The organism is Candidatus Nanosynbacter sp. HMT-352, assembly GCF_021222645.1.
In the GTDB taxonomy this organism is placed as follows: domain Bacteria; phylum Patescibacteriota; class Saccharimonadia; order Saccharimonadales; family Saccharimonadaceae; genus Nanosynbacter.
Map to the genome: position 1 here is coordinate 266,094 of NZ_CP089520.1, position 17,788 is coordinate 283,881.

The following is a 17,788-nucleotide window of genomic DNA, read 5'->3' on the forward strand; positions in this document are numbered from 1 at the left end:
CATAAGCATATGCGTTTCTATATGTATGGCGAATATTTTTTCAATTCATTTCGGTGGATTTTATAATGCGGGTCAAATTTGGCAACTTCATCCCAGAATTTCGTCGAGTGATTCATGTGTCTGGTGTGGCACAACTCATGGATAATTACGTAATCAATCAGCTCAAACGGCAAGTTCATCATCCCGATATTCAGGCTAATCGTTCCAGATGAAGAGCAGCTTCCCCAGCGACTTGATGAGTGTGTGATTTTACTCCGAGCAAAAGAAAAGCCGTGTTCTTCCGCTAAAAACGATAATCGCCTCGGCAGATATGACTTGGCTTCTTTTCTGAGTGCGATCAGAATTTTACTGCGAATAAGTTGTTGGTTTGCGGTAGATTCAACAGATTCTACTTCATTTATTTCTGCTAGTATCTGTGTTCCGACGATTTTTACACTCGAAGGTTTCGCGGTCGTTTGTATCAATAAATTATGACTTTTGCCGATTTGCTGATTTTCTGTGTAAGAAAGTTTTTCTCGGTATTGAGAAACTAATTCGCGTATTTGTTTTCGAGAAGTTTTAATCAATGTCTTTGCGGCTAACAGCGGCGCATATGGCGGCATTGTAATTTGTATTCGTCCGTCTGGCGCAATTTTCAAGCTAACGCTCTTTGCTAAGCTGCGTTTTTTAACGACAATTTCTCCGAATTCTTCGTCGGTAATAATTGTCATAACTAACCTATGCTAATGCGATTTCCGGCAATTGGGCGGCGTGGAGCTTCTGGGCGACTGGCACCAATTTGCTTAAGAACAGTGCGAGCCTGACTGCTTAAGGTGTGCCTACCACTGATCACGATATAAGACTCACTGCTGTGTGGCGCCGAAAACTGCTTCAATCGTCGTTCAAAAGATTCGTCATTTCCGCCGTAAGTCTTTATCCAGCGATGTTTGGCGGTGGCTGGATCGGTTTGCACCCAAACAAATAGGACTTCATATCCATGTTCCCTAGCAAGGCGATTGATACGCATACGATTCGTGCGCTGATCCGTTGATCCGTCCAAAATAACAGTTTGCTTAGTTTTCAAAAATTCTTCCAAAAGCGACAATGTTGCGTCAGAAATGGTTTTTGTATTGTCCGTAAAAATTTCAAATTGTCGAGAGCTTACCACTGGAGAATTGAAAATCTTCGCAAACTCTACAGCGAATTGCGTCTTCCCTGAACCTGGTGCACCAACCATGGCGATGATGTGCGGAGATGAAGGTGATAAAGGTTTCATATTGAGAAATTATAGCAGATTTTTGACTAATAAAAAAGATTCTCTTTCCAGCGAGAATCTTGGCAGGAGTGGAGGGACTCGAACCCCCGACACCTGGTTTTGGAGACCAGTGCTCTAGCCACCTGAGCTACACTCCTATAGCAACCATTTTATCACGAATTAGCTTTGTCGCAAATGTTAAAATTGTGAAAAATAAAAACTCGTGAAAAAGATCCCAAAATCCCTTGAAAAAACATAAGCGTAGTTCTACAATTAACTTAGAGATGAAAATTTTAATGCTTGGGTGGGAACTTCCTCCGCACAATAGTGGCGGACTTGGTGTTGCCTGTTATCAGATGTCGAAAGCACTCGTTTCAGAGGGTGTTGATATTGACTTTATCATCCCCTACACCGCCAAGCATCCCGAGATTGACTATATGGACGTATATTCAGCCACTCCTTTGCCACCGAATTATCACGATTTGGGTGCATATAATAACGGCTCAGAGGAAGACCGTGAAAATGCCAAGGATGAATACGGTCTTTCCCCGATGCGCGCTGTGCAGAGGCGTTACGGTAAATACGTTCGGAAGTTTGTGAAAAATCATCAGCCTGACGCGATTCACGCACATGATTGGTTGACGATGGAAGCTGGAATAATTGCCAAGGAAATGACGGGCGCGCCGCTAATTGTGCACGTTCACGCGACGGAGTTTGATCGTTCTGGCGAGCAGTCAGGAAACCCTCTGGTTCACGAGATTGAGCAACAAGGCTTGTTGATGGCTGATCGGATAATCGCCGTCAGTGAAATCACGAAGGAAATAATTGTTAAGAACTATCACATTCCGCCAGAGAAAATTGAGGTGGTTTATAACGCGATTGATTTGGCTGATTTGCCGCCACATGAGTATGACGCCAGCACTTACAGGTATTTGGAGGAGTTGAAAAAGGATGGCTATACGGTTGTCGGCGCGTTGACGCGACTCACGGTTCAGAAAGGTCTGACGTATTTTGTGCGAGCTGCAGCGAAGGCGCTTGAAAAATATGAGAAAATCGTTTTTGTTTTATCTGGAAATGGCGAGCAAAGAGATGAACTGATTGAACTGGCGGCAGATTTGAGAATTAGCGATAAGATGATTTTTACGGGATTTGTGCGCGGAAAACAGTGGCGAGATATTTACTGTTTGATTGATGTTTTTGTGATGAGTTCGGTTTCTGAGCCATTTGGCTTGACTGCCTTGGAGGCGGCGCATCATGATACGGCATTACTTATTAGTCGTCAATCCGGCGTTGGTGAGGTTCTGAATAATATTATGCGATTTGATTATTGGGACGTGAATAAATTGGCGGATGAAATTGTTAATATCGCTGAATCACCTGCCCTACAGAAATCTTTGAAGAAAAACGTTAAGAATGAATACGCGAGAATTTCCTGGCAAGATGCCGCTAGAAAATGTCTGAAACTGTATAAAGGAGCGCTGGCATGAATAAAAATAAAGGAATAGTTTTATATCTACACGTACACCAACCGTGGCGAATACGCGAGTATAGTATATTTGACGTGGCTTGGAAGCATAATTATTTCTCTGGCGGTCAAAATCCAGATCAGGACAATCAAAAAATATTCCAAAAAGTTGCAGAAAAGTCGTATTTGCCGATGAATGCTTTGCTTGAAAAATTATTGAAAAAATATCCTGATTTTAAGATCTCACTGAGTTTTAGTGGAACGTTTTTAGAGCAAGCCGAAAGGTTTAATCCTGAAGTTTTGGAGAGCTTCAAGCGCCTGGTAAAGACTGGTCAAGTAGAAATATTATCAAGTCCGTATCATCACAGTCTGGCGTTTTTCTATTCGCGCAAGGAGTTCGAGCGTCAAGTTGAGCTTCACCGCTGGAAGATTCGCGAGATTTTTGGTGCGGAAACGCGAGTTTTGGCAAATACGGAATTGGCGTATAGCGATGACTTGGCAAAATGGGCTGAGCAGGACGGCTTTAAGGGCGTGTTGGCTGAAGGCTGGGATCCGATTCTGAATTGGCGCAGTCCGAATTATGTATATCGCCCGAGAGGCACGAAGAAAATTGGATTGCTACTTAAGAATTATCGATTGAGTGATGATTTGGCGTTTAGGTTCAGTGATCGAAAATGGAATGAATGGCCGCTGACCGCGGATAAGTTTAATACTTGGGTGGAAGATTCTGTCCGTTACGCGCCACTGCTTAACTTGTTCATGGACTATGAAACTTTCGGTGAACATCAATGGGCGGAATCTGGGATTTTCGGATTCTTTGAGAAGTTTGTTGATAAATGGCTGAGTGTTGATGGCAATACTTTCTATACTGTTAGCGAAGCACTGGACGCGAATGCGCCTGCCGGTGAAATAAGTATGCCGTCGCCTGTAACGTGGGCGGACGCCGAGCGGGATTTGACTGCTTGGAACGGAAACAGCCTGCAGAAAGAAGCTTTGCGATATGTCTATGAGCTTGAAGATGAGGTCTTGAACAGTAAAGACGAAGGTTTAATTAGCGATTGGCGAAAATTGCAAACTTCAGACCACTTCTATTACATGGGAACGAAGAATTTTACCGACGGCGATGTTCACGCTTATTTTAGCCCGTATGATTCGCCATACGACGCTTTTCTTTACTATATGAATACCATTCGTGATATGAAATCTCGATTGAGGAAATAGTCAGACATTCTTGCCAAATAAAAACTCCCTCTTAATGCGGGGGAGTTTCTGTATAATCTTGTTAAATTAGCTTTTGCGAGCTTTAACTTCGTTACGACCAAGGTTCTTCTTAGTCTCAGTGTAAGTAGCGTGTTGCTTTGCAATTGGGTCGTACTTACGTAGTGTCAATTTACCCTGACCTTTTGTGGTACGGTTCTGGGTGTTAACAGTAGTATAGTAAGTTCGGTGGTTGCTCAAGTTACTCACCAAACCAATCAGCTTTCGTTTCGTATTCTTCTTTGCCATCTCTTTACTCGTTAGATTTTATAAAACGTCTTGACTAATTATAGCATGGGTGAAGTGAAAATGCTAGTACCATATCAGATTTTACTAATTTTGCCCTTACTCTACTGATTGCCTAGTTAAATATTAGTGATTATTCCGCTGTAGCATCCCCTCTTAACCTTATTAAGATCACAGGATCTAAAAGGAGATAGAGCTTTTGCAGACCACACAATAAATTAAAATATGTGGCGGATTTGAACTGGGATTTGTTTATTATAGACGAGGCCGGCAAGATGATCGAATTGGACGTAGAGCAAGTTTTGACTTTCCCTAAAGCCATCATCTGCGAAGGAGGTTGTTAACTGCTTGTGCGGCGAAAAATCGTGAAAGTATGGTATAGTTACATTAAGGATATTTATAATTCAATTGCGGAGGAAAACAACGTGGCACAAAAGGAAGCTAAAGCGCGCCTAAAGATAAATATGCTACTTTCTGATGCCGGGTGGAGATTGTTGGATAACGAAGATGGTCCCGCTAATGTCGATGTAGAAAACAAAGTAGACATCAAAAACCTGGGCGACGATTTTGAAAATACGAAACGAGGGTTTATCGACTACCTTCTTCTAGACTCTAACCAGAAGCCCATTGCCGTCCTTGAAGCTAAGCGTGAAAGCATTCCTCCGCTTTCCGCTAAAGAACAAGCTCGCGATTATGCCAATTCTCTACACGTAAGGTATGTAATTCTTAGTAACGGTAATACGCATTATCTGTGGGATATGCAATTTGGTAACCCTGAGCCAATTAGTAGCTTTCCGACTCTAAGCTCATTAGAAGATGAAAAGAAATGGGTTCCCGATGTCGATGCGCTTGTAAACGAGAATATTTCTCGAATCTATATCGCCGAATCGCAAATGCCTGAAATTAAAACACATCCCGATTATATAAACGAAGATACTCGTAGTGAATTTATAGAGAAAAATAAACTGAAAATTCTTCGCAAGTATCAGGTAAATGCGATTAAGGCTGTTCAAAAATCGGCGCAAAACGGCAATAAGCGCTTCTTGCTCGAGATGGCGACTGGCACCGGTAAAACTTTAACTTGCGCTGCTATTATCAAACTATTTTTAAAGACAGGAAACGCTCAAAGAATCCTCTTTTTGGTTGATCGCATTGAATTAGAAAATCAGGCCAAGAAGTCTTTTAGGCAATCTATTGGTAAAGATTACGTGGTTAAGGTATGGAAAGAAGATAGAGATAACTGGAAAACTGCCGATATCGTCATTAGTACAGTCCAATCTCTTTTGGCGAGTAATCGCTATCGTGATTTTAGCCCGAATGACTTTAATTTAATTATCTCGGATGAGGCGCATCGTTCTATTGGCGGCAACGCGAGAGCTGTTTTCGAATATTTCACTGGGTACAAGATTGGACTTACCGCCACACCAAAGGATTTTTTAAAGAATACCAAGCAAGATGAAAATTCAGAAAAAGAATTCGAACGCAGAGAGTTATTAGATACCTATAGGACTTTTGGATGCGAATCTGGTCAACCGACTTTTAGATATGACCTAAAAGATGGCGTAAACGATCCTGATGGTCCGTTTTTAGTGAATCCTGTCATTCTGGATGCTAGAACGAATATTACCTCACGACTGCTCGCAGATGAAGGTTATGCAGTCCATAAAGTTATTGACGGCGAAGATGTTGACGAGAATTTTGGTATCAGAGATTTCGAGAAAACATTTTTCAATGAAGAGACCAATCGTGTGTTCTGTGAGACTTTTATGAAATACGCGGCGGTCGATCCGTTATCTAAAGAAATTGGTAAAACCATAATCTTTACAGTTAGCCAAAAACACGCAGAAAAAATAGTCCAAATGCTTAACCAAATTGCTATGGAAAAGTTCCCCGGCAAATATAATTCTGATTTCGCTATTCAGATTACGAGTAATGTTCGTGACGCTCAACAGTTCTCGATTAGTTTTTCTGAAAATAATCTGCGCGGACATACAAGGTGGCTTTCGGATTACGAAAGTAGCCGCACTAGAGTTGCCGTCACGGTCGGCATGATGACGACCGGTTACGATTGCTCCGATTTATTAAATCTCGTGTTCATGCGTCCAGTGTTTAGCCCTTCTGACTTTATTCAGATGAAAGGTCGAGGCACGCGACTCCATACGTTCAAATATGTAGATTATGAAAATGGCGAGAAAGTTAAAACTATTAAGAAAGAAAACTTCCGCATTATAGACTTTTTCGCAGTTTGCGAATACTTCGAAGAGAAATACGATTATAATGCGCAGTTGGTAGTGCCAATGAGTAGGCAAACGCAAAACACTTTAGTGACGCCGCTGCTTATCGATGTCGATCCTCCCGTGATCGTGGTAAACCGTACGGTAGACCTAAATGAGGATGATTCACTGAGTGGAATAGATGAGACGATTGTTGGTAAAGAAGGCATGCGCGTTGACCGCGAGATGTTCCGCAGCTTCCAAGATGAGGTGAAGTCTAATGAAGAATTCGTCAAGTTGTATAATAATGGCAATATTGATGGGGCGCTAAGCTATCTTAAATCCGAAATACTCGGCGAAGATAAGCCTAAGTTCTATATGACTCCTGAGAAAATTCGCAAAATCTTCAATCTAGACCGCAGGCTAGACCTTCGTGAGATTCTGGATCTAATCATGAACAATAAAGATCCATTGACTAAAGCTCAATATATTCAGCAAAAGTTCAATGAATTTATTTCAGATAGAGGACTGGGTGAAACGCTGGTTGGAGAGTCGTATAACGATGCTTTTGAACTATTTGATGCATATATAACCGATCGACGCGTGTCTGAGGCTATAGATAATAAAGATTATAGTCTACTGGCGGGATTTGGCTCTATTACAATCGAACAGCTCAAACGCCTAGGTATCGAAAGAGTAAATCAGATCATTAGCTATATTAGAGATTATATTAATGTAGAAAAACTAAGAGTAAAGGATTAATGAATGGATTATACCCAATTTAAACAAATAATAGATAATTCCCGCGATATTCTCATGGGTAAATTACCAAGTCCAATTGCTCAGGTGGATGCAATTTCGTACGCACTTATTTATAAGTTTATGTCGGATATAGATGACGATTCTGCTGCGCTTGGTGGTAAGCGTACTTACTTTTCTGGTGAATACGAAAAATATAGTTGGCACAATTTGATGAGCCCAACGATTATCGGCGCAGATCGTGTAATTCTTTATCGCAATGCGCTTGAAAATATGAGCCGAAATCCAAACATCCCTCCATTATTCCGTGAGATTTTTAATGGTGCGACACTTGGATTTACTGATTCAAATACGCTTAACTTATTTCTTCGCGAAATTGATAAGATTAAGCAGAGTTCTGGTGACTCTATCGGCGACGTTTATGAATACCTTCTCTCCACTATGGGATCTCAAGATAAGCTTGGTCAGTTCCGAACACCTCGCCATATCATTGACATGATGGTTGAGCTTATTGATCCAGACAAATCTGATAAAATTCTAGACCCTGCTTGTGGCACCGCAGGCTTCCTCATCTCTGCATATAGCTGGATTAAGAAGAAACACATTGAAAAAGAACGTTTGAATAGTGAGGATATCGAGAAAATTCATCGTAACTTCTATGGTTTTGATATCGAGCCAAATATGACACGTATCGCTCGTGTAAACTTGTTCCTACATGGGTTTAAATCCCCTCATATTATTGAGCATGATACTCTCAGCTCGGAAGATTATTGGGATGACCGTTATGATGTGATTATTGCGAATCCGCCATTCATGACACCGAAAGGTGGTATCGCCCCGCACAAGAAGTTCGGCATCACCTCTAAACGCGCTGAACTTCTGTTCGTTGATTATATTGCTTCCCATCTAAAGCCGAATGGTCGAGCGGCTGTAATTGTTCCTGATGGTGTTCTGTCCAACAGTAGCTCTGCACACAAAGCACTCAGGAAAGAAATTGTTGAAAATAAGAAGCTTCAAGCTGTGATTTCTATGCCTTCGGGCGTGTTTAAGCCATATGCTGGTGTTTCTACAGCGATTTTAGTTTTTGCTAACTCGAATAATGAGAGAACCGACAAAGTTTGGTTTTATGACATGAAAATAGACGGATACAGTCTTGATGACAAGCGCTCAAAACTCAAGACCAGTGATGTCCCAGATATTCTTGCAAGGTTTAAAAACCTTGATGGTGAGAAAGATCGTAAACGTAACGAGCAATCCTTTTTCGTAGATAAAGATGAAATTATAAAGAATGGCTATGACCTAACGATTAATAAATACAAAGAAGTCGAATACAAGAAAGTTGAATATCCACCAACTTCTGAAATTATTGCGGAGATTAAGAAATTAGATCGTGAGGCTTCCGAAAGTCTCGCTGAACTTGAAAAATTATTAAACGAAACAAATCCGGATTTGTAGGTGTATCATGAAGGTAAAATTAGGCGATTTGATCGAAGAATACTCAGAAAGAAATATAGACAATAAATACAAGCCGGTTGCCGTAGGTAAATATGGAATTAGGGCGCGTGAAAGTATTTACTCGAAGGAGCTAGCAAAAGATTATTCCAAAAATAAACTAATATATAAAGGAACCTTAACAATTGGCATGGGTTCTAATCAGATCGATATTGGAATATTACGCGATGACGAAATATACTCCGTTTCTCCTGCATATCATACGTATAATATTAAAATTTCAAACTATGACTATTTAGATTACTTATTGACGGCGAACAATAACAGAATGTTTTCTATCTACGCTAACAGGGGAAGTCGTCAAGGTAAAACACTTGACTTAAAAAGATGGCTTACTGATGAGTTGCGTCTCCATGACGAAAAAGACCAAAAAATAATTGTCCAAACTTTAAACGCCGTTAAGCAATTAATTAGTCAAAAAGAAGCCGAGTTAGTAAAACTAGACAATCTTATCAAAGCCCGATTTGTCGAGATGTTTAATAGTGAGACAAAGCGTGAGTTGCTCCAGAATCTTTCAATCGGAAAAAGCGGATACGGTGCAGCTTCAGCTTCGGTGCCATACAATCCTAACCGTCCAAGGTATATTAGGATTACGGATATTAATGACGACGGAACCTTAAATAACGATTATGTCTGCTCAATAAATAAGAGTGACGATGGAGTCTTTAGACTTCAGAAAGGTGACTTTTTATTTGCTCGCATGGGAGCAACCGTAGGCAAAACTTACTATTATCGAGGAGGAAACCAAATATTTGCCGGCTACTTAATCCGCTTTAAACTAGATCTAGAGAAAATCTTACCAGAATATTTATATGCCTATACGCAGACGGAAGAATATTTAGACTGGGTAAAGCTTAACCAAAGCGGCGCTGCACAGCCTGGAATAAATGCGCAAAAATATAGTTCTCTCCAAATCCCAATAGCAGACATAGCCGAACAAACCGAATTTGTATACTTTGTTAAACAAATCGACAAATCAAAATTTGCCGTACAAAAGTCACTCGAAAAAACGCAACTTCTATTTGATAGTTTAATGCAGGAGTATTTTGGCTAAAAAATTACTCCTTTTGTTAGTGGGGGTTCTAACCTAACGAAAGGAGCTATTAATGGAGGACACCATTAAATATATTTTGGTGGATATGGACGAATATCTCACCGCAAATCAGTCGCAGAAACTACAGAGAGTGTTAACTTCTCGGCTTACCAGCCAAACCAAGTCAGTTAGTAGTGTTTCGAACAGCAATTATCTGGCGATGTTTTTGAACGCAAAGAAAATTGAAGGATGCTCTGAGCGAACGCTATCCTATTACAAAACTACAGTTGAGAAATTACTTGATAGGATTACGGATCCAATCAGGAAAGTTACAACTGATGACATACGTGAATATTTGGCTAGCTATCAAGGTTTAAATGATTGTAGTAAAACAACTATTGATAATATCCGTCGCAATATCTCAAGCTTCTTTACGTGGCTCGAAGAAGAAGATTATATCATCAAAAGCCCAATGCGACGCATCCACAAAATCAAAACCACGAAAACCGTGAAAGAAGTTATTTCCGATGAGGAAATTGAAAAGATGCGAGATAAATGTAAAAATTTACGCGATTTAGCGATAATTGATTTACTTTATTCGACTGGAATAAGAATTGGCGAACTTGTGCGGCTAAATATCGACGATATAGATTTCGAAGAGCGCGAATGTATCGTTTTCGGTAAGGGCGATAAAGAAAGACGCGTATATTTCGACGCTAAAACTAAAATACATCTAACGGACTACATAAATAGTCGCTTTGACACAAATCCTGCCCTTTTTGTGACGCTTGATGCACCTTACGATAGATTGCAGATATCTGGTGTAGAAATCCGTCTGAGGCATTTAGGGCGCGAATTAGGCATAAATAAGGTTCATCCGCATAAGTTCCGCCGGACTATGGCAACACGTGCAATCGATAAGGGGATGCCGATCGAGCAAGTCCAGAAGCTATTGGGCCACTCGCAAATTGATACAACTATGCATTACGCGATCGTGAATCAAACGAATGTGAAAGTCGCACATCGTAAGTTCATTGCTTAATACAAATTTTGATTTGTCGATCTGCGTGACGAAGATGGCAAATTGGCCCTGTTCTTCTCGCGTTGCTTTTTTAACCGGCATTTCTAGAAATTTGCTTTTTGATATATTTTTCATACTACCACTCGTGCCGCCAGCTATTCGACGGATTAGCTCTTTTGTCTTCGGATGGATAATGGTTTGCCAAACGAATATAGGGTTTGCATCATTCTTGATTTTTGCTTTCCATAATCGATCTGGTAAATAGATTTTATCTGGCACATTCCAAACATATGCGGCAGCGCCAACTAGCTCAATAGTATTCATCCTGCTAATAACGATATTGCCGGGATTTATTTTATGCGCGTCTACTGGTCTATAATCTTTTGGTAAATATTTAGTTTGAGAAACGTCGAAATAGTCGTAAGAAACGGCGCCGGTTTTAAGGACCTTATTTTCGCATTTTTCTGTGCCGGCAAGGCTTTTACCAGCCTCAAGAGAATCGATATAGTCTGATATCTTTGTCTCGTCCTTGTCTCCGAACATCTCGACAAATCGGGCTTTGACTAGCTCGTCTAGTCGTTTAATTTGTAACTGTTTTTGATTAATAAGGGCTTGTATCGTATCTAATCTAGATACTATCATTTTTTGCTCGGAAATGGGCGGAAAATTGAAGTCACGATTAAAAGAATCTTTAACCTTGACGAATGGTTGCGCAGTGCCACCTTTTATCCACCAATCTTCATTATTTATCATGTACCAACAGTAATCTCTAAGAGCTTTCGTTTCGTCAACTGAGAGAGGATGAGTATTGGCGCAAATATTCCATTTTCCATCGGCTTTAAATGCCTTCCCACATCTAGCACCTACCGCACTCACTACAATCCCTTTCTGGGTAAAACGACAGTCTGGTAGCCATACATCTTGACCAGATGCGCTATAAGCAGGATACCAGCCTTCTTTTGGTTCTGAAGAGGCGGTGTTTTTAATTGCAGCATTTGATGCTGAAAGGGACTTTATAACTTCACTTATCTTCATTGTTCGCCTCTACAAATCCGGATTTGTTTCGTTTAATAATTTTTCAAGTTCGGCCAGACTTTCGGAAGCTGCACGATCTAATTTCTTAATCTCAGCTATAATTTCTGACGTTGGTGGATATTCAACTTTCTTGTATTCCACTTCTTTGTATTTATTAATCGTTAGGTCATAGCCGTTTTAAGGCAGTAGAATAGGCGCTAATCCCACCGAATAATTCTAAAAACTTTCGTACATTCCCCTAAAAGAGGTACTCGGCAGTATAAGCCGGAGTATATATAGTAAAAAGTTATTTTCAAGTCTTCGCAAGAATCCTTTCGGTTAAAATTATTAATTCTTTGTACTAGTGGGGTCACCACCCTGAACTTAATGCACTAAGAAAAGACTACATACCGGGTTTCCTAGGACGATTCTCGTATGAGCAAAAGGCTCGCAATCTTTCGATTACGAGCCTTAAATATCTTATTATGGAGCCACGATCGGGGCTTGAACCCGAGACCTCATCCTTACCATGGATGCGCTCTACCAACTGAGCTATCGCGGCGTAACAGGCTTAATTTTAGCATATTAAGCCGTGTTTAATCAACTGAGTTATTTTTTACGAGTAGATTTTTTGGCTGGCGTGCCGGCTTCTTTTGGCAGCTTCGGTGTGACAAATGCTTCTATTATTCCCCACGCTACGCTATTGACTAAGAACGTAACGAACAATATTCCTGAAGCTGATGCCGCCAAGTGTGCTGATGAAGCGTTAAATAATGTCAATAATCCCGCTATAGCCAGCCCAATTATGGCTAACATAATATAAGCGTATTGTAATTTCAATCGTTGGTTTTTTTCGCTATTCCATAATGCCAGAATAGATTTTGTAAATTCAAACATACTCATATAATAGCACATATGCTTATAAAAGTCAATATTATACTCTTTTCTTGTCTAAAAAAATCGCCCGTAAAGGCGATAATTCAATCTTGGTGCTGGAAGTAGGACTCGAACCTACGAAGCCTTACGGCGGGAGATTTACAGTCTCCTGTGATTGCCACTACACGATTCCAGCGTGATGTGGAGCCGCTTCTCGGGCTCGAACCGAGGACCTACGGTTTACAAAACCGTTGCTCTAGCCAACTGAGCTAAAGCGGCAACTGAATTTATTTTATCAATTTTTTCTCTCCGTGACAAGAGCCTACATAACTATTTTTCGTGGTTGATGTATTTTGCGCTGCTGGCGTGGGCGTGGTGCTTCAGTTTTACTATTTGTCGACGCCACAGGAGCGATCATTTTTGTAGCTTTCTTACGTAATTCTTCAGCTAATTCAGCCTGTCCGGCATTGTCGTAAGCTTCCGCTAGGATCTTCAGGGTTTGAGGAATCGGCTCCAGCTCAACAGCCTTTTCCAGAGCGTTAATAACCTTCTTCGTATTCCCTATTTTTTCCTGAACCTTGGCGTAAGCGATGTAACGCGCTGCCAGATCATCTTCCATTTCTAACGCCTGTTCAAACGCTAGCGATGCCTTTTCATAGTTCTCTGTTTCATAGTAAATTAAGCCGACGTTATGAAGACTAGAAGCGCTTGGCTCCAGACTCTGGGCAATCTCAAAACACTCGATGGCGTCTTTATATGCGCGCTGCTTGGCGTATAAAATCCCCAAACGGTTGTACGCCGTGGCGTTTTTCTCGTCGACTCGCAAAATTGTCAATAATGCCTTTTCTGCTCGCAGATATTTATTTTCGCGAATTGATTCCTGAGCAATTCCCCATAATTGGTCGAGCTTTTCAGTAATCTTTGTTGGCAAATCGCCAGTTTCTTTGATTGACGGATGATAAAAAATCGCCCAAATCATTAAAATTAGAATGAGGAGTAATCCAAACATATCTATACTATTATATCACAAGTTGCGTCAGCGCCAGCCTGACGTTGGCATTGGATTTTAATACACTTGCAACAGAGGTGGTTTTTTCAAGTTGCTCCTCAAGCGACGAATTCATCCCGCGAGATAAAGCCTGAAAACGAATCATATTCACTATAATATCCGTTAGTAATATCGCTTTTTGGCGGTCAGAAAAGTATTTGGCAAGATTCTTGAATGTGTCATATTTCCGATTTGTGGCTAAAATTTGCTTTGCGTCTGTGGCTAATTGTCGATATTCGGCGAATTTTTCTGGATTTTCCGCCAACTCTTTAATCAACAATGGGCGCCCAGCCGCCAAAAAAAGGATTTGCTGGCTGGAAGCTGGGTCTAAATTGTACTTTTCAAGCAGTTTTTTATCTTGGGCGGATGTCGTTTTATGAAGCGTCAACGTCTGACAACGAGATCTAATAGTATCAAGCATCAACTTCGGGTTTTTCGCGACAAGGATAAAATTGGTATTTTTATTCGGTTCTTCCAGCGCTTTCAGGAATGCATTTTGCGACGGCTCGGTCATTGAATCGGCTTCGTCAATGACAATAACTCGACGATTTATGGCGTAAGTTCGAAGCTTGGAGATGAGTTCGCGAATTTGATCAACAGATATGGTTTGCTTTTCCGGAAGCGGTTTCAGGTGAAAAGTATCGTTATTCTTTGCTAATATTTGAGCCACGCCCAGTCCATCAAGCCCGTAATCTGCAATTACCAAAAGCGCGTGAGGCAATTGCGATGAAATATGACTGATTTTTTGAGCGTCTCGAGCGGATATAATCACTTCAGACATCTATAAATCCTCTGGGAAGAATCTCTTGAATTCATCAGGAATTGCGGCTTCAAAAACTTTTCTCTCACCAGACGGCAAAGTTATCTCTAATTTTTGAGCATGCAGCATCATACGACAATCCGAGGACTTTCCGTAAACTCGATCGCCGAGAATTGGAGCATTCAAATGAGCCAAATGGACGCGCAATTGATGAGTTCGACCAGTGGTCGGCTTCAGTTCCACGAGCGACTGAGTATCATTTTCCGCCAAAACATGGTAAGTCGTCTGAGCTGGCTTCCCATTCGGATCTATACGAAAAGTGCTCGGCGCTGAAGGATTGCGACCAATTGGCAGATCAATTTTTGCGGCATTCAGCTTCGGCTTGCCGTCGGTTATCGCTATGTAAGTTTTCTTGGCGGTTCGCTCGGCAAATTGCCTCTGTAGATGCGCGGCAGATTCTGAGTTTTTGGCGACAATCAGTAGTCCCGAAGTGTCGCGGTCAAGCCTATGAACAATTCCCGGACGATCAGTGTCCGTTGCGAATGAGGTTTTGGGGCGAATTATTTCCGCAACCGTCGGCTCATCAGAAAGTCCGCCCTTCGCGTGCGTCAATAGTCCACTTGGTTTATTGACGACAATCACATCATCATCCTCGTATAAAATCGGCAAGTCAACGTCCGCCTGCTCTTTTTCTGGCAAATTAAGCGCAATTTCATCAGTTTCATCAACCTCAAACTTCGGCGTCGTCACGGCTTTATTATTGACCGAAACGTATCCAGCTTTTATGTATTTTTGCCAAAGACTTCGAGAAATTGTCGTGTCGAATTTGGTCGATAAATAAATATCCAAGCGCACTTTGGTCGGCGAAATTTGGAACATTATGGCGTATTTTCCCTGGAACGGCGTTTCGATAAATTCTGGGTCTAGCGGATTCGGCAAAATCTCGGCATTATCCGGTTTTTCCGTCCATAGCTCATCGATAGATTCTTCATCAACAATCGAACCGTAAAGCAGCGCAAAATGCTGCTTGTTCAAAATAAATTCCGCAAAAACATGAGATTTGTCCGTTTGAATTTCCAGCCGACGCAGTGCTTTGACGGGCGTATTATCGTCCGCCAGTTTGTATAATCTAGCTATTTTCAGCACTGTCCGAGGTAATATTTTCACGCGATTTGCTCCCTATTTTCGAAGCCCTACAGCTTTTTGAACGCGATACAAAGTTTCATTAGCGACGACATTCATATCTTTTTCACTGGAAGCCAATTTCTCTTCAATTGCTCGCTCATCAACCGCCGCAAGCCGATTCTGGAAATTCTCCAAAAATTCCGCAACTTCGTCAGCCACAATTCGCTTGAAATCGCCATAACGATCCATTCCAAAGTACTCGTTGGCGGTCTGCTCCAGAGTAACTTCCCTGCCAGCGTCTTGGCGAACCAAAGTCAAAATCTCCAGCAAATTAGAAATTCCTGGCTGATTTTCCTTGTCGTATTGAACTTTGCTAATTGAATCTGTTGTTGCGCTCATTATTTTCTTATGTGCTGATTTTGGATCGTCAGAAAGGAAAATAATCCCCTTGCCGCTCTCGTCAGATTTGCTCATTTTCTTCGCTGGATTCACGAGATCTTTAATCCTCAATCCTTGGTCTTTTCCGAAGAATTGATGTTGCTGAATTACGGGTTTCGGCACGATAAATAGATCGCCAAACTTACGATTCATTCGCTCGGCAATATCACGCGTGAACTCCAAATGCTGAGTCTGGTCGTCGCCAACTGGCACGTAAGTCGCGCCGTAAAGTAGAATGTCGGCAGCCATCAGGACGGGATAGTTAAATAGTCCAACGGAGGCATCGCCTTTACTTCCCTTATCCTTAAACTGTGTCATTCGGCTCATCTCGCCAAATCCAGTAAAACAGTCCAAAATCCACGCCAGTTCACTGTGCGCCGAAATGCGACTTTGGCGGTAAAGATGAATGGAAGAATTGTCCAGTGGCAATCCGGCGGCGGTATAAACTCGCGCGTTATTCAGGATACTGTCGTATAGCTTACTGTGGTCGATTGGCGTCGTAAAACTGTGAAGGTCTGGAATGAATAGATTGATATCGTATTCGTCCGAGCGACGCTTAGACATGTTGATAATTGGCAAAATAGCCCCAAAGTAATTACCTATGTGGATGTTGTTGTTAGCGCGCACGCCAGTGAGGATGACAGGTTTTGATGGTTTCATTAGGTATATTATAACATTATTCGATCGTTAAGTAATGGGGCGATAGTTGTTGCTTTATAATCTTTAAAGATTTTTTATATACATACTCTATGTCTTTTTCTATTTTTTGCAAAACATAACGAGCTAAGAGACCCTACCACCTCATATTTATCTGGCGAATTCCGGTAAAGGTCTATTGTTTCACGAGTAATGACATAATGTTATTTTGTAGATCCCTGATGCCCGTGTCTTACGGAATTTTCCATAATTCGTCGTCAATATTATCGTGCATTCCTTAGTCTTTGGCTCAAGGTAGGTTTTATCAATCGTAACTATTTTCCCGCCAGACACCCTTTCATAACTCCCGACAGCTTCTTTGCGCATTTGTCGGTTATTTCATGCCGCTGAGTTGCCATTGACGTATGGGTGATATTGTTATGATCTTTTGCTAATTTCTTCAGGTTTCTCTCGACAATCAGCGGGTCAAGTTTGCCAGACAAAATAGCAATCGGAAGAGTGAGTTCGGCGATATCACTCATTGTCGTCTGATTGATAATCGCGGTGTTCAGGGCGATTAAAAACGACTCAGAGGTAACCTCATCAGCCTTAAATCCTGCGTCAGGCCAAATATTATGCCGATCGGCGAATTGCAAAAAGCGTTTCGAACTGCGCGGATGACTATTGAAAAATTCATAAAGCGTACGTAAAATCTTCTCTGGATGATGGATTTTTTCGTCGACCCTCGGATAATATATTGGCGGACTGCACAAAATAAGCGACTTACTTAACTTCGGATATTGCTTAGCAAGCTCTACCGCGGCCAGCGACCCCATAGAATGACCGATGACAACATCAACGTGATTTATAAATTCCCTACGCAAAGTAGCGGCGATGCTTGCGGCTTGGTCGTGAACATTGTAGGTTTTCCAATCAGGCTTGGGCGAATTGCCAAATCCCAGCATGTCAATTGCTATAACTCGTGCATCCTTCGGTAAATACGGCTCCAGCGGCGTCCATGTTTGCCACGAAGCTCCCAGACCGTGAATAAGTAAGATTGTCGCTTTCGGTTTTTCTGGACGAGAAAAATAATGCACGTTCAATGCATACGGAATCCGTAACCATCGATGGATAATCTTGTCCAGCATATT

General features: G+C 41.4%; 16 protein-coding genes, 4 tRNA genes and 1 pseudogene. 6 read left to right on the forward strand and 15 right to left on the reverse strand.

Annotated features, from left to right (window positions below; all coding sequences use genetic code 11):
• Positions 1-17 precede the first annotated feature (17 nt).
• From LR957_RS01395 to LR957_RS01405, 3 genes are all read right to left on the reverse strand, one after another.
• Positions 18-710 carry a YgjP-like metallopeptidase domain-containing protein gene (locus LR957_RS01395; protein WP_232273202.1) on the reverse strand — a complete coding sequence of 231 codons (693 nt, stop codon included), beginning with the start codon at positions 708-710 and terminating at the stop codon, positions 18-20.
• Positions 711-712: 2 nt separating this feature from the next.
• Positions 713-1,255, reverse strand: coding sequence for a P-loop nucleotide/nucleoside kinase family protein (locus LR957_RS01400; protein ID WP_232273203.1), 543 nt, complete (start codon positions 1,253-1,255; stop codon positions 713-715).
• Between the two features lie 60 nt (positions 1,256-1,315).
• Positions 1,316-1,392: transfer RNA gene (locus tag LR957_RS01405), tRNA-Trp, on the reverse strand.
• 126 nt (positions 1,393-1,518) lie between these two features.
• Between LR957_RS01405 and LR957_RS01410 the strand changes: the two genes are divergently transcribed.
• The gene (locus LR957_RS01410; RefSeq protein WP_232273204.1) at positions 1,519-2,721 is read left to right on the forward strand and encodes a glycosyltransferase family 4 protein; all 1,203 of its coding nucleotides are present in this window, start codon (positions 1,519-1,521) and stop codon (positions 2,719-2,721) included.
• On the forward strand, positions 2,718-3,920 hold the full coding sequence (locus tag LR957_RS01415; RefSeq protein WP_232273205.1) for a glycoside hydrolase family 57 protein: 1,203 nt from the start codon (positions 2,718-2,720) through the stop codon (positions 3,918-3,920). The genes LR957_RS01410 and LR957_RS01415 overlap by 4 nt, the downstream gene beginning before the upstream one ends.
• Positions 3,921-3,986: 66 nt before the next feature.
• Here the strand turns inward: LR957_RS01415 and rpmG are convergent, their stop codons facing one another.
• A complete protein-coding gene (gene rpmG, locus LR957_RS01420) occupies positions 3,987-4,205 on the reverse strand; it encodes a 50S ribosomal protein L33 (RefSeq protein WP_129632843.1) in 219 nt (72 codons plus the stop codon).
• Positions 4,206-4,552: 347 nt separating this feature from the next.
• Between rpmG and LR957_RS01425 the strand changes: the two genes are divergently transcribed.
• From LR957_RS01425 to xerA, 4 genes are read left to right on the forward strand one after another with little or no spacing between them, the layout of a single operon-like run.
• Complete coding sequence (locus LR957_RS01425; RefSeq protein WP_232273206.1) at positions 4,553-7,177, forward strand: DEAD/DEAH box helicase family protein; 2,625 nt, start codon at positions 4,553-4,555, stop codon at positions 7,175-7,177.
• Between the two features lie 3 nt (positions 7,178-7,180).
• Complete coding sequence (locus tag LR957_RS01430) at positions 7,181-8,629, forward strand: HsdM family class I SAM-dependent methyltransferase (protein ID WP_232273207.1); 1,449 nt, start codon at positions 7,181-7,183, stop codon at positions 8,627-8,629.
• 7 nt (positions 8,630-8,636) lie between these two features.
• Complete coding sequence (locus LR957_RS01435; protein WP_232273208.1) at positions 8,637-9,740, forward strand: restriction endonuclease subunit S; 1,104 nt, start codon at positions 8,637-8,639, stop codon at positions 9,738-9,740.
• Between the two features lie 52 nt (positions 9,741-9,792).
• Positions 9,793-10,761, forward strand: coding sequence for a site-specific tyrosine recombinase/integron integrase (xerA, locus tag LR957_RS01440; RefSeq protein WP_232273209.1), 969 nt, complete (start codon positions 9,793-9,795; stop codon positions 10,759-10,761).
• Here the strand turns inward: xerA and LR957_RS01445 are convergent.
• From LR957_RS01445 to LR957_RS01490, 11 genes and pseudogenes are all read right to left on the reverse strand, one after another.
• Positions 10,669-11,775, reverse strand: a complete 1,107-nt coding sequence (locus tag LR957_RS01445; protein ID WP_232273210.1) for a restriction endonuclease subunit S — start codon at positions 11,773-11,775, stop codon at positions 10,669-10,671. The genes xerA and LR957_RS01445 overlap by 93 nt on opposite strands.
• Positions 11,776-11,784: 9 nt before the next feature.
• Positions 11,785-11,952: pseudogene (locus LR957_RS03650) on the reverse strand (SAM-dependent DNA methyltransferase); the annotation flags it as partial.
• 288 nt (positions 11,953-12,240) lie between these two features.
• Positions 12,241-12,316: transfer RNA gene (locus LR957_RS01450), tRNA-Thr, on the reverse strand.
• A 47-nt stretch (positions 12,317-12,363) separates the two neighbouring features.
• A complete protein-coding gene (locus LR957_RS01455; RefSeq protein ID WP_232273211.1) occupies positions 12,364-12,651 on the reverse strand; it encodes a hypothetical protein in 288 nt (95 codons plus the stop codon).
• A gap of 90 nt (positions 12,652-12,741) precedes the next feature.
• Positions 12,742-12,826, reverse strand: a tRNA-Tyr gene (locus LR957_RS01460).
• A gap of 6 nt (positions 12,827-12,832) precedes the next feature.
• Positions 12,833-12,909: transfer RNA gene (locus tag LR957_RS01465), tRNA-Thr, on the reverse strand.
• Positions 12,910-12,952: 43 nt separating this feature from the next.
• Positions 12,953-13,639: a tetratricopeptide repeat protein gene (locus tag LR957_RS01470; protein ID WP_232273212.1), complete on the reverse strand. Its 687-nt coding sequence runs from the start codon at positions 13,637-13,639 to the stop codon at positions 12,953-12,955.
• Positions 13,640-13,649: 10 nt separating this feature from the next.
• On the reverse strand, positions 13,650-14,459 hold the full coding sequence (locus LR957_RS01475) for a DNA polymerase III subunit delta' (RefSeq protein WP_232273213.1): 810 nt from the start codon (positions 14,457-14,459) through the stop codon (positions 13,650-13,652).
• Complete coding sequence (locus LR957_RS01480; protein ID WP_232273214.1) at positions 14,460-15,605, reverse strand: RluA family pseudouridine synthase; 1,146 nt, start codon at positions 15,603-15,605, stop codon at positions 14,460-14,462. It abuts the gene before it with no gap.
• Between the two features lie 12 nt (positions 15,606-15,617).
• Positions 15,618-16,661: a tryptophan--tRNA ligase gene (trpS, locus tag LR957_RS01485; protein WP_232273215.1), complete on the reverse strand. Its 1,044-nt coding sequence runs from the start codon at positions 16,659-16,661 to the stop codon at positions 15,618-15,620.
• Between the two features lie 311 nt (positions 16,662-16,972).
• On the reverse strand, positions 16,973-17,785 hold the full coding sequence (locus LR957_RS01490; RefSeq protein ID WP_232273216.1) for an alpha/beta fold hydrolase: 813 nt from the start codon (positions 17,783-17,785) through the stop codon (positions 16,973-16,975).
• Positions 17,786-17,788: the final 3 nt, after the last annotated feature.